The sequence below is a fragment of the Streptomyces aureus genome (assembly GCF_000725495.1).
Classification (GTDB): domain Bacteria; phylum Actinomycetota; class Actinomycetes; order Streptomycetales; family Streptomycetaceae; genus Streptomyces; species Streptomyces aureus_B.
This window is the reverse complement of sequence record NZ_JNZD01000015.1, coordinates 1-12268: the sequence shown is the minus strand read 5'-3', so window position 1 is coordinate 12268 and position 12268 is coordinate 1. Positions and strand designations below refer to the sequence as shown.

Genomic DNA, 12268 nt, shown 5'->3' with positions numbered 1-12268 from the left:
GCGGTGGTAAGCCTGCGGCGTCACGGGCGCTTTCGTGGTACCTACCGAGGCCACCAACGCAGGTCTGGCACCCTGCGCGTCGGCTACTTCACGTCGACGAAGTCACCGGTCGCTGCGGCAGAGGCGGTGGTGCCGCTTCCCGGGAAGTAGTACCGCCAGTAGCCGTCCGTGGAGGCCGTGACGGTGGTCTTGAGATTGCCGGTGCTGTTGGTGGAGATCGTCTTGACCGTGCTGTAGGTGCTGCTGCCCGCCTTGCGGAACTGCAGTTTCACGGACTGACCGGCGTAGCCGTGGTAGGCGTGGTCGTTCCAGCTGGCACGGGTGAGCTTGCCGGTGACAGTGATCGCCTTGCCCTTGGTGACCGGTTCCGGTGAGGCGTTGACGGTCAGCTTCGCGTAGCGCTTGAGGGAGAAGCCTCCCAGGTTGGTCTTCCTGGCCGAGTTGCCGTCGGTCGCCTTGGCGAAGGCGCCCGCGCGCCAGGCACCGGCGCTGACGTCCCCGTACATGTCGTACTCGGGAATGATGGTGTACGTCGTGGTGCAGGTGACCTTGGCGCCTGTGGCGCAGGTGGTGTCCTCGTCCCTGTCGTCGGACCAGAAAGCGATCGAGTCACTCCAGGTGCCCTTGTACAGGTAGCTTTCCCCGTCCTCGATGCCGGAGGGGTCCGAGGCGGTGAAGGTGACCTTGAAGGTCACCTTGTTGGTCGTGCCGATGACGACGTCCTTGCCGCCGTTCACCACGATGTTCGAGACGTTGGTGTCACCTACGACGGTGTCCGCCTGCGCGGCGGGCACGCTGAGGGCAGTCAGTGCCAGCGCGCCGCCCAGCGCGGCGCCAAAAGCGATGGTGCGCAAAGAAGCCCCCAAAAGGAGTGGGCCCGTCCGCATGGGCGGGCCTCGGGTTTGTGGAGGCAGTGTAAAGACTGGTGATCACGTGAAGAACAGCACCCCGATGCCGTTCCACCGGCGCGGCCGGCCAGGTGGGCGTGCACTTCTTCGCGGCACGCAGGCGGGGTCGCTTCGATGCACGGCCATGCCGTCCGCGTGCCTGGATCGCCTCGGGAGCGGCCAAGGCCCTCACCTGCTTCACCGCCTCCGCCAGGCGGGCGCGCAGGCACTGCCATGGTGGTTCGTCCTGGTGTTCCACGCCCGGATCCCCCTTTGACGTGGCGGGGACAGGCGGCGGTGCGATGTGGGCTCCGGACAGCCCGTCGGGTTGTGGCCGACGTTCTGCGGTGCGTACCGGTTGCCTGGTACGCACCGCAGAGATTCCCGGGCCGTGAGGTCACATGTGGCGGCAGTCCCAGTAGCCCTTCACCCAGTAGTGGTGCCAGTGCCCCTGGACGTAGAGCAGCCCGGTGGCAGTGGCCCCGGCCAGCAGACGGCGGACTCGCGTGGATGCAGCCATGGAGGCTCACCTCATCCTTCGAGGTCGATTGCATTGGCACAAGGGGTTCGAGGCGGGCGGGCCCGCGTATGACTCACCACTCGAGAAAACGAACCCTCATCAGGAAACGCAGCATGGAACTTCACCGGAGTCATCCACGGCCCGGGCGGCATCGAATCCCTGTCGAAGCCGCGTCACTGCCCATCGCTCTAGGGGCCGGTCATGACCACTCTCGCCACACCGCTCGTCCACAGCACCGGTACCGGTCACCGTGTCACGCTGGCCCGCAGCCGGCATGCTCCTGAGGTCGCCCGCAGGATCGCAGCGCGATGGCTGTCCGCACGCGGTGTGCCGCCCGGCCCGGCGTCCGACGTGCTGCTCGTCGTCTCGGAACTGGTCACCAATACGCTGCGTCACACGAGTGGCACCTGCACCCTCACGCTCACCGTGCACGCCACCACGGTGGGCATCACCGTCACCGACACCAGCACCCGGATCCCGAGCATGCGGTCAAATCCGGCCGCGAACGAGGACGGCGGGCGTGGTCTGGCTCTGCTGTGCGGCATGGGAGCCCGGCTCAGCGTCACCCCGGCACCGTGGGGCAAGGCGGTCGAGGCCACTCTCGACCTCGGCGGTGAAGCACCCCATGACCTCGCCGGGTGAGCGCCCTGAGCCGGATGACACCTCCGGGCTGCGGGCCCACCCCGCAGGGCGCACGATCGGCCGAGGACCAGCACGTCGACGGAACGTGAGAACCATGCCCGGAACAGCTCGCGAGGAGCCACCCGAGCCGCCTGCAGTAGGGGACGCCCACAGCGTCGAGGCACTGCTGGTCCGGGCCGCTGACGGCGACAAGGACGCGTTCACGGGCGTGTACCAGGCCTTGGCGCGCCCGGTCATGGGGCTGGCCTGCCGCATCCTGCGCGACCCGGCGCAGGCGGAGGAGGTCACGCAGGAGGTGATGGTCGAGGTCTGGCGCACGGCCCGCCGCTACCGGCCCGAACGCGGGAGTGCCAAGGGCTGGGTGCTCACCCTCGCCCATCGGCGGGCGGTGGACCGGGTCCGTCACGCACAAGCGGCAGCGCAGCGTGAGCGCCGTGCGGGTGTGGTGCTCGCGGGCCGCGAGCATGACGAGGTGGCCGAGGCCGTGGAGGACGACGACGAACGCAGGCGTGCCCAGGAATGCATGGCCCGCCTCGCCCGTATGTACCGGGTCCCCCTCGTACTGGCCTACTACCAGGGGCTGACCTACGTCGAAGTGGCGGCCGCCCTGTCCGCTCCGGCCGGCACCGTCAAGTCCCGGATGCGCACCGGCCTGCGCCTGCTGCGCGACTGTCTGGAGGCCCGGTGATGACAGCCGAGGAAGACCCGCACCAGCCGGTCGGCGCCTACGTCCTGCACGCTCTCCCCCCGAACGAGGAAGCCGCCTTCGAACGCCACCTGGACGACTGCCACGCCTGTCGGCGCGAGGTGGCCGAACTCGCCGAGGCGGCAGCCCGCCTCGCGCCCGCCCCCGTCGACGCCGCCGCCCTACCGGTCGACCTCCTCGGCCGCGTTCTGGACGACATCAGCCAGACCCCGCAGGAGCGCGCACCCATCGGCCCGCCCACCGGCCGACGCAAGAGGCATCTCATGTCCTGGGCCCTGGCCGCGAGCCTCGCGGCTGCTGCCACGTTCGGCGGAATCGCCGCCTGGCAGTCCATCCGGGCCGACGACGCCCGCGACCAGGCGACCGCCCTGCAGAAGGCAAAGAACGCACTGTCCAGCGTTCTGACCGCGCCCGATGCCACGCTGCACGCAACGAAACTGGCCAACGGCGCCTCCGCCGCCGTCATCGTCTCCCGCGCCGCCGATCGAGCCGCCTTCGTAGCCACGGACCTGCCCGCGCTCGGCGCCGACAAGGTCTACGAACTCTGGTACGCGGCCCCCTCCGGCGACCTCCGCCCAGCCGGCCTCCTGCCGGGCACCGGAGACCACTCCGCCCGCGTCCTCGACAGGCCGCTCGGCCGGACGGTGGCCGTCGGCATCACCGTCGAACCGGCCGGTGGCTCCCACCAGCCCACCACCCAACCCCTCGGCATCATCCCCGTCGGTTCTCAAAAGTCATGAGGTCCCCCGGCGGCGCCTGTGGGCGCAGGTGACCGGCGCGACGCCCAAGATCAGCTGCACGCCGAAGGGCGCGTCGTACCAGCCTGGAGCGTCGATGGGGACGCCCCACACGGCCCAGGCCAGGGCGCGCGTGCCGAGAACGACAGGAAGTGGGGCTCGGAAGTCGTCCGGCTACTGGGAATCTCACAGATTCGGGACAAATACTCGCCGTTCTGCTGGATCCCGTCGCCGGCCGGCCAGGCCCGCACGTCCACACCGACAGCCATGCACGATCCATGCAGCATCCGAGCGCCGCTCCCGCACAGTGGGCACATGACCGGCACACACCATCGGGGGATCTGCGTGAACGTTCAACTCCTCGGCTGTATCGAGCTGCGCACCGACCAGGGGAACCTGGTCCCGGTCTCTCCCACGGTCGGAGCCTTGCTGGCCGCGCTGGCGTCGTCGCCCAACACCTTCGTGTCCGACGAGGACGTCATCGAGCGCGTCTGGCAGGATGCGCCGCCGACCTACCCCCTCAACGCGCTCTACACATCGGTGACCCGACTGCGAAAAGCCCTCCGCATGCCAGGCACCGGTGAGGAGGCGGGTGAGGTGATCCGGCGGCGAGGAGGCTACGTCCTGGTGATCGACGCGGCGAGCGTCGACGCCTGTCGCTTCCGTGCTCTCGTCCGGCAGGCCCGGGAAGCCGTCTCCCGGGATGAGGATGTACAAGCGCTACGCCTGTACGACGAGGCGCTCTCCTTGTGGCATGGCGATCCGCTGTCCGGCATCCGCACGGGATGGGCGGACGGAGTGCGTGTGACGCTGCGCCATGAGTGGCGGACCGCGGTGCTGAACAGCGCCGAAGCGGGTCTCCGGTTGCACCGCCATGACGACTACTGCATCCAGGCGGTCACCAATCCACGAACCGGCCGGGTGGCTGGCCGCTGGGGACGACAAGGCAGCACGGCCCGGGGCCGGTCTGTTCGCCCTATCCGCGTCCACTGATGCCACGTCATGTCTGTTTGCAGGCAGGTTGGTTGAGCGGTCGACGACTCTTCGGGGCGTTCCGGGCGGGCGTGGCACACATCACCCCGGCGGGTGCCGAAACGCGGGGCGGGGCTTCACGGGTTCATGACACCCTCACCTCTGGTTACCCGTCGGTAATCCCGTGTCACCCCCCACCCCCCTCAAGGACTGAACTTGCGTATCCGCAAGCGGGCCTCGCGGGCCGTCGTGCCCGCGCTCGCCGCATCCGCCCTCTTCCTCGCCGCCGGCTGCTCCGCCAGTCCCTCGGAGCCGTCCTCCCGTGCCGACCGAGCACGTCCCGCGGCGGCCTCGGCCTCGGCCTCCGCCGTCCAGGACGCCGGGCGGCCGCTCGCCGTCGCCGCGGCCCCCGAGGCGGCGGCCACCTCGACCGCCGTCGCTCGTCCGGGTGAGCCGGGCGGCCGGGCACACCGGGCCGCCCTCAAGGTGACGTCGTACGACAGCAAAACCAGAAGAGCCGTCATATCCCCTGTGGGCCACGGCGGTTCGGACGGACAGGAGACGCAACCCCCGTCCCCGTCCGCCGGGGCCTCGGCCGAGCCGCACGGCACGGCCGTCGGCGACGTCATCGCCAGTGCCCCGGCGCCCGGCGCCCCCGACGGCCTCCTCGCCCGGGTGACCGACGTGATCGGCGAGAGCCGTGAGGGTACCGAGGTGCAGACCGCGCCGACGACCCTGGACACGCTGCTCGGTGGCGACGACGCCAAGGGCTCCGTCCCCGTCGACCCGGCCTCCTTCGACATCGAGAAACTGCTGCCGGACGTGCAGGTCTCGTGGGCGAAGGCCGGAGACGTCCACGTCGGCCCCGAGGGGGCGAAGGTTCCGCTCGGCAGCCTGCGCATCGACGTCGGCGCCAAGGTCGCCACGGCTCCCGGGGCGCCTGCCTCGGCGTCGGCGTCCGTCTCCGGATTCGTACAGGTCGCGCCGGATGTCGACTTCTCCTACGGCGGTGGCGCGGGCGACTCGGGGCCCGGCACCGCCTTCCTCGGTGTCTCCGGCGACTGGGACGCACAGTGGGCGGTGAGGGGGCGCGCCGCCGCCTCCGCGCAGCCCCGGCGGGTGCCGTTCGCGAAGCTGCACGCCGACCCCGTCCTCCAGGTCGGCCCGATCCCCGTCGTAGTGAACCTCGATCTGACCTGCTACTTCCAGATCGGCGCCGACGGAGTCGTCACGCTCGACGTGGAACAGCACCTCAAGGGTGACTTCAAGGCCGGAGGTGCCTTCGGTCCCGCCCGGGGGTGGACGCCGGTCGACGAGTCGCACATGACGAGCAGTCCGGTGCGAACCTCCGTCAGTGCGGCCGGACGGGTGAAGGCGGCCCTCGGCGCGGAGGCCAGTGTCGGCCTCTACGGCGCTGTCGGCGTCACCGCCGACCTGGCCCCCTACCTGCGGGGCGAGGCCACGGGCTCGGCCGGCACCACGACCACGACGGGATCCGCGGTGAAGACGGAGGCCACCGCCACGGGCGCCTGGGCTCTCTACGGCGGTGTCGATCTGACCGGCACCCTGCGGATGCAACTGTCCGTCTTCGGCACGCCCGTGTTCCAACACGCCATTCCGCTGGGCGCGTTGAACCGTGAGTGGAAACTCGGAGACGGTCACGTGTAGTTCCGACGCCCGTGCCCGTCGGTAGAGGGTGGTCCTCTTCCCTGCCACCGGCAACTTTCCCGACGGGCACAGCGGTGGCGAAGACGGGCAAGACCTGTCACGCCTCCTACCTGAAGCAGGCTCAGCACGCCGGCGCCGGAAAGCAGCAGTCCGCGCCCCCGCAGTGGAACACTGCCGCCGCTGAACGGGAATTCGCCCGGAACAAGGAAGCCGTCGAGTCGGGACGAACGTTCCGCGCGCCGCAGCCGTCCGGGCGGGGAAGCTGGGGCAGCTCCCCGTCCAGCGCCGGCGAGATCAAACGCTGGACCCTCCACGCGGGGTCCGGTGACGAGACTCGCACTGAAGCGGGGGGCCACCACGACGCGAGCCCGTCGACTGTTCTCCTCGTCGCGCCGCAGTCGACCCCTATACGCAAGAGGCGTGAGTGCGATCCTGTGACACCTGTGGCGATGCGGATCAGGTGAATACGACCTCTACCCGCGTGGGTTTGTCCGTTCCGGCCGGCGCCCGGTCACGACGTCGGCGGAATTGCCGGCTTGGCTCGCTGCGGGTGGACCGTCTCGTGCCGGGCCAGCATCGCCACGCACTCGGCGATCTTCCGGGTGCGCGTCTCGGCCCGCTTGACGGCATTGACCCGGTGGATGAGGGCGAAGAGGTTGGTCTTGGTGAGCACCTCGAACATCGCCTGCGCCGCTGGGTCGGCGGCGATCGCGGCTCGCAGGTCGGCCGGCACCTCCGCTTCCGATGACGGCGCATAGGCGGCCGTCCACCGCCCGTCGGCCTTCGCGGCGTCCACCGCGGCGCGTCCGGCGGCGCGCATCAGGCCGGCCGCCTCCAACCGGGCCACATTGGCGACGTTGCGCTGGGACCAGACGCTGCGGGGCCGACGCGGGGTGAACCGCCTCCAGGAACTCCCCTCGTCGCGCTTGCGGGCCTGCCCGTCGATCCAGCCGAAGCACAGCGCCTGGTCGACCGCTTGCTGCCAGGTCAGCGTGGTGACGGAGCCGCCCTTCCTGGTCAGGGCGAGCCACACGCCAGGAGAGACGGTGTGGTTGTCCAGCAGCCACGCGCGCAGCGCCGCACTGTCAGCAACGATCAACTCATCCAGCTCGGTTCCGGTCACCACCGCAGGTTAGTGCCGCACCCGGTGTTGCGACCTGCCGGAACAAACGCTCTCAGCAGGGCCGCGCAACCGTGGGGAGCGGCTCCCCCGCCGCTTACCGACCTTGCCGGATCAACTTCGGGAGCCGGGGTTGATGGCCAGGCCGGTTTCGGTGAGAAGGCCGTCGACGAGATCGGGGTGGCGCTGGATCTGGAGTCACAGCCCCTCTGCGTACTCGATCGCCAACACTTTCAGGAACGCTTGTTTCGGCCTTGCCCAAGACCGGATTCAAGCTTGAACGGTTCAACTTCCGCCAGCCATGCTCTGTGCAACTTCCCGCGAGAGGAAAAACAACACACATGCGTGCAAAGCGGATCTCGTACATCGTGGGCGTCATCGGCAGTGCTGCCGCTCTGGTTCTCGGTTCGAACTCAATGGCATTCGCCGCCTCGGGTTCCGCATCGGGCACCGGGGTGTCAGCCAGCGCTTCCTGGTCGTGGAGCGGCTGCTGCACCATCAACAACATCAGCCAGACCGTGTCCGACACAAAGGGCGACAGCCACGCGGTCTACACCTTCCTCCGGGTGTACGACAGCTACAACCCGGACGGGCTCGACATCGCGACATTGCGAGACGACCAGGGATACAACAGCACCATCACCCGTAACGGGCGTTATTGGGAAGCCTCGAACAACATCAACGGAGTCCGCGTGATCGCCTGTGTCGACGACGCAGGCACCGACACCTGCTTCAAGGGTGCCTATGTCGACAACCCGAACACGTAACAGCTCCCCGTCGTTGGGCAGGAGCACAGATCCGTGGCCCTGCCGGACGACCGAGTCACGATCTTCACGAACGTGACCCGGCCATCATCCATGCGACGGCGAGGGCACGGGCGGAGGCGGCGCAAACGGAGCTCGGCGTAGAGGTGTGCGCCTGCCTCCAGCCGTTCCAGTACCTCTACGACCAGGCAGTGCACGACGGCGACTCGGACCGGAGAGGGCAGCGGCGCGAGGCTGGTGGACAGGACCCCGGGCGTGGCGGGCTCCCGTCCTCGTTCACCAGTCCCGGCCAGCGGTCAGCTCCTCCGCATCCGCGTCCGTGAACCCGTATGCCGACGCGACGAAGCGGAAGTCGTCGCAGATCCACTCCCGTGCCACCGTCTCGATCCCGTTCCCGCCCGCCATGAACTCCCTGTCCAGCCGTCGCAGCCTGAGTAAATGCGTACAAGCTCTCCAGATCTGCCGGCCGCTCGGCCTCGACGCGTTCACACAGCCGCAGCAGGATCACCTTTCCCTGACCGACTACGTGATCAGGGAAGTACGAGTCGTCGTACATCGGCCGCAGGAACGCGTGTCCCGCTACCTGCTGGTTTGTGATCGGCATGGCACTTCCTACCTCCGCGAAGAGCTGACGCACCGATCATGCACAGCACCACTGACAACGACACCCCTGACGGACGCCGGACCCCACGCGACGGGGACTTTCACAACTGGCCCTAGCCCTGGGGGTTGGGGACCTGCTTCCAGCCGTCGATCGACTTGGTCATGAACAGAACGCGATGGACCTCGCGGGTCCACACGGTGGCACCTTCCCCGTACTCGTGGAGTTCTCCGAACGCTTCCTCTTGCGAGTCGTAGCTGTACTTCCTGCCCTTGGCGTCTTTGATCATCCACTCTCTGCCGGGCAGCCCTGCGAGTCCCATAGCCACGATGATCTTCCTCCCCCTTGGTGTGGGCGAGATCGTAGCCGCCGAGACCCCCGCGATGGACGTCGGCTTCGAGATGGAGCAGCGGTGCGCGCTTCCACCTGTACCCAACCCACCACACCCCCCGATCCCATCCCGTCGGCCGCCGACCCACACACCCTGGAGCGAGCGTGGTTACTGGCGTCCAGGTGGAGCGCGCCACTGCACGAACGACCTGGACCGCGACTCCTCGGCTCTGCCTGGGGCGACGGCGGACGGGACGGGAGCCTCCGACGCTCGCCAGGATGTGCCCGCGGCCGGGAACGGTGTCCCCTCCATGCCGTTGCCGGCCGATCCCCCGCCGGAGGAACTGCTGTGACCGTAGGCATCACTGTGCGGTGCGGCCACGGCGGAGTTCCCGCCTCGCATGGCAGCGCCCGCCGTCCGACTACAGTCCGGGCATGCTGCTACCACGCCCGGTCGAGGGGGTCGCAGGCCCGTACGACGCCGCGTACCTTCCCCGGTTGGAGATGACGTTCCGCCCTGTCGAGGAGCCCGCCGTCGAACCCATCGGCAAACTGGGCGGTGAGCCTGTATGGCTGGATGAGCCCTGCTGGCCGGTGCACCCCGGTTCCGCAGAGCCGCTGGACTTCATCGGACAGTTCCCCATACCGAGGGAACCGGGTGAGGAGCGGCGCTTGGCGTATCTCTTCCTGTCTTACGGCGACTACGAGACCGGCGGGACGGATCCGGAAGACGGCGAGGCTGTCCTGCTCATCCAACCCGGCGGACGGGCACCCGGGTTCGCCGCCATCGGGCCGGCCGGGACGAAGCCGATAGCCGCTCTCACGACCAGCAATCCATGAACACAGGCGAACAGCCTCGTTCGAAGCCTCGGACCTCACCGTCACAGCTGGAGAACGTGCACTTGGCTGCGTACAGGTGGCGTTCTATGGACCTCGTCTTCGCTGCCGGGCCGTCGTCGGGGGGGCCCGGCCGCAGACGAAACGTACGATGACATATCGGGCCGAACGAAGAGCTGCGAGGACTCAAGTGGCTGGCGAAATGAGCAAAGAGCTGATCATCAGCCCCCGCAGCGAGCGCGTGTGTGAGCAGTTGGCGGAAGCCGTCGACTGGAGCGCGTACGCGGCAGACCTTCGCGAGGTGCTCACAGCCGCGATCGAGAAGAGCGGAGCAGACGTCCTGGAGGTGGGCGGGCTGCTGGTGAGCGAGCCCCTCCCCGCAGAGCACCGCGGCCTGCGCAACGGTGCGGAGGTCCGGCCGCCGCAAGCGATGGATCTCGCAGTGGGAATGGCAGCCGGGCGCGGGCCGTACTGCCAGCTCACCGCACCCGGGAGATTGCAGATCGAGTCGGGATGGGACGGAGCGCTACACCTGTTCACCACACCAGCGGTGGCCGCCGATCTGGCGGGATTCCACGGTGAGAGCGTGACGTTCCGGTGGCAAGACGCGGCTCCTGAACTCCTAGAGGTCTCGGACCCCGTCGACGCCGTCGCGGACGCGGGATTCTGGGCGAGGGTGGCGGAGGCGTCCGAGCACCTGACCCTGGTCTGCGAGCGCTGGGCGTACGGCACTCACGGGTGCAGATGGTTCCGGGTGACGCCGGAGAGCACAGCCGAAGTGGCCCGACTCCTGCGGCCGCGCTCGCTGGTGTGCGTGGCCGCCGAGCCGGAACTGAAGCCCCGAGCGGAACTGCTGCACGACGGCTTCACCGCCTTCGTGGCCCCGCTGCCGCACGGCGAACTGACCCACCGCACCTATCCCGGCGGGGCCGACACACTCGCCGAGGTCACGGACGACGGTTTCACCCTCATGCTGGCCGACGCGGCGCTGGGCGACTGGTGCGCCGTCGTACCGGACGTGGACGGGGTGGCCAGGGGGCAGTGGGAGACTCCTGGTGAGTAGCTGAGGTACACAGGAGATCCCGGCGGGAACGGCCTCACACGGCTTCGGCGACCAGTAGCTTGATCGGCATGGCCACCCAGATTGTCACCTTGGTCGGCGTCCTCATCGGCGCCCTGACGTCCTACCTGGCAACGGCGATAGCCGAGCGGGCAAAGTTCCGACGCACGATGACTACCCGTTGGGATGAGAGGAAGCTCGATACCTACATCGAGTACATCTCGTGCGTCAAAGAGATCATGAGAGCCGCCAGGGAAGCACTGCGGGCTCGTGACCGGGGCGAGGACACAACCAGTGCGCTGGCGGAGATGGAGGCGATCGAGGCCAAACGATCGATCCTTTTTGAGAGCTTCATCCTGCTGAGCGACGAAGCTGCCGCCAACGCTGCCCACGCCGTCAATCAGCGAGCCTGGGATCTGCTCCGACTCACACGCAATCCCGCCAACGGGGAGGACATCCTCCAAGATGTCCCACTGGTCACAGCCCTGAACGTTCTCCACTCAGCGGCACGAGCAGATCTTGCGATAGGGCGCGGCTAGCTGGAAGTGGCCCCGGCTTCCGGCCTGCCCCGGCCCCAGCATCGCCGGGAAGGCTGCGCCGGGCGCCTCGCTGTGGGAGGCATGCTGGGCATGACGACGTGAAGAGCACCGGCCCGGCCACAGCACTGATGCAGGGTCGGGACCTGGGACGCGGAGTCCGTCGGACATCCGTCGCTTGAACCCCAACTCACCCTGCCGTCACGGGCTCCACGCCGCACGGGAGGGACATCCACGACGCGGGCGGCGACCGCTCCCAGACGCTCGAGGCCAGGCACAGCCAGGTAGTTGAGACCCGCCAGTGATGCGGCAATGGTGTGCGACGGCAGGCGTGGCCGTCGTCACGACCGCACCGCTGCCCCGGCCCGAGGCACGGATCAGATCCGGACGCCGAACTGGTAGGGCATGTTGGCGATCGACTCGTAGCGGACGACCGCGCCGCTGTGCGGGGCGTGCAGCACCTGGCCGTTGCCCGCGTAGAGGCCGACGTGGTGCTGGTCGCCGTAGAAGATGACCAGGTCACCGATCTGCAGATCGCTCTGCGAGTAGATGCGCGTGCCGGCGTTGGCCTGGGCCTCCGAGGTCCGGGGTATGGTCACGTCGGCCTGGGCGTAGGCCCAGGATGTGAGGCCCGAGCAGTCGAACGAGCTGGGACCGGCGTGGGTGTACACGTACGGTGCCCCGATCACGCTCTGGGCGGCCGCGAACGCGGCACCGGCGCGACCCGATCCCTTGCTGTTGCCGAGGTCGACGCGCTCGCTGGCGCGAGTGGCCCGCTCCTGCTCCTGCGTGGCCAGGGCCGCCTTCTCCTGCGCCGTCAGCGAGTTGAGGAGCTTCTGCGCGGAGCCCAGCTTGCTCTGGACTTCCTTCTTCTTCTTGGCGAGCTCG

General features: G+C 68.7%; 14 protein-coding genes and 1 pseudogene. 9 read left to right on the top strand and 6 right to left on the bottom strand.

The features are described 5' to 3' along the window. Positions 1 to 83 precede the first annotated feature (83 nt). Together IO36_RS21145 and IO36_RS48960 are read right to left on the bottom strand one after the other, a co-directional pair. Positions 84 to 854, bottom strand: coding sequence for a hypothetical protein (locus tag IO36_RS21145; protein WP_037622092.1), 771 nt, complete (start codon positions 852 to 854; stop codon positions 84 to 86). A 430-nt stretch (positions 855 to 1284) separates the two neighbouring features. After that, positions 1285 to 1407 (bottom strand): hypothetical protein, encoded by a 123-nt coding sequence (locus IO36_RS48960; RefSeq protein ID WP_280923741.1) that lies wholly within the window; start codon positions 1405 to 1407, stop codon positions 1285 to 1287. Between the two features lie 201 nt (positions 1408 to 1608). On the opposite strand from IO36_RS48960, the gene IO36_RS43185 reads away from it, so the two are divergent. The 5 genes from IO36_RS43185 to IO36_RS21120 all read left to right on the top strand — a co-directional run bounded on the left by IO36_RS43185 (position 1609) and on the right by IO36_RS21120 (position 6132). After that, positions 1609 to 2049 (top strand): ATP-binding protein, encoded by a 441-nt coding sequence (locus IO36_RS43185; protein WP_063764889.1) that lies wholly within the window; start codon positions 1609 to 1611, stop codon positions 2047 to 2049. 94 nt (positions 2050 to 2143) lie between these two features. Next, entirely contained in the window at positions 2144 to 2737 is a 594-nt protein-coding gene (gene sigK, locus IO36_RS21135; protein WP_037622091.1) for an ECF RNA polymerase sigma factor SigK, read from the top strand. Beyond that, entirely contained in the window at positions 2737 to 3495 is a 759-nt protein-coding gene (locus tag IO36_RS21130; protein ID WP_037622089.1) for an anti-sigma factor, read from the top strand. Before sigK ends, IO36_RS21130 begins: the two co-directional genes overlap by 1 nt. Positions 3496 to 3807: 312 nt before the next feature. After that, the gene (locus IO36_RS21125; RefSeq protein ID WP_158997416.1) at positions 3808 to 4485 is read left to right on the top strand and encodes an AfsR/SARP family transcriptional regulator; all 678 of its coding nucleotides are present in this window, start codon (positions 3808 to 3810) and stop codon (positions 4483 to 4485) included. A 201-nt stretch (positions 4486 to 4686) separates the two neighbouring features. Further along, positions 4687 to 6132: a hypothetical protein gene (locus tag IO36_RS21120; RefSeq protein ID WP_037622215.1), complete on the top strand. Its 1446-nt coding sequence runs from the start codon at positions 4687 to 4689 to the stop codon at positions 6130 to 6132. A gap of 511 nt (positions 6133 to 6643) precedes the next feature. On the opposite strand, the gene IO36_RS21115 is transcribed toward IO36_RS21120, so the two are convergent. Then, entirely contained in the window at positions 6644 to 7258 is a 615-nt protein-coding gene (locus IO36_RS21115) for a YdeI/OmpD-associated family protein (RefSeq protein ID WP_037622087.1), read from the bottom strand. A 335-nt stretch (positions 7259 to 7593) separates the two neighbouring features. Here IO36_RS21115 and IO36_RS21110 point away from each other — a divergent pair, with 335 nt between their 5' ends. Further along, positions 7594 to 8019, top strand: coding sequence for a hypothetical protein (locus tag IO36_RS21110; RefSeq protein ID WP_037622085.1), 426 nt, complete (start codon positions 7594 to 7596; stop codon positions 8017 to 8019). A 273-nt stretch (positions 8020 to 8292) separates the two neighbouring features. Here the strand turns inward: IO36_RS21110 and IO36_RS21105 are convergent. Both IO36_RS21105 and IO36_RS21100 read right to left on the bottom strand, forming a co-directional pair. Further along, a pseudogene (locus IO36_RS21105) lies at positions 8293 to 8572 on the bottom strand (DUF5713 family protein). 160 nt (positions 8573 to 8732) lie between these two features. Then, positions 8733 to 8939, bottom strand: coding sequence for a hypothetical protein (locus IO36_RS21100; protein ID WP_037622083.1), 207 nt, complete (start codon positions 8937 to 8939; stop codon positions 8733 to 8735). Positions 8940 to 9382: 443 nt separating this feature from the next. Here IO36_RS21100 and IO36_RS21095 point away from each other — a divergent pair, with 443 nt between their 5' ends. The 3 genes from IO36_RS21095 to IO36_RS21085 all read left to right on the top strand — a co-directional run bounded on the left by IO36_RS21095 (position 9383) and on the right by IO36_RS21085 (position 11383). After that, positions 9383 to 9787 carry a hypothetical protein gene (locus IO36_RS21095; protein ID WP_245173381.1) on the top strand — a complete coding sequence of 135 codons (405 nt, stop codon included), beginning with the start codon at positions 9383 to 9385 and terminating at the stop codon, positions 9785 to 9787. 199 nt (positions 9788 to 9986) lie between these two features. Next, positions 9987 to 10847 (top strand): hypothetical protein, encoded by an 861-nt coding sequence (locus IO36_RS21090; RefSeq protein WP_037622081.1) that lies wholly within the window; start codon positions 9987 to 9989, stop codon positions 10845 to 10847. A gap of 68 nt (positions 10848 to 10915) precedes the next feature. Beyond that, positions 10916 to 11383, top strand: coding sequence for a hypothetical protein (locus tag IO36_RS21085; protein ID WP_037622213.1), 468 nt, complete (start codon positions 10916 to 10918; stop codon positions 11381 to 11383). A 374-nt stretch (positions 11384 to 11757) separates the two neighbouring features. Here IO36_RS21085 and IO36_RS21080 read toward each other — a convergent pair. After that, positions 11758 to 12268 (bottom strand): C40 family peptidase (locus IO36_RS21080; RefSeq protein ID WP_037622079.1); only part of this gene is annotated, 511 nt, incomplete at its 5' end.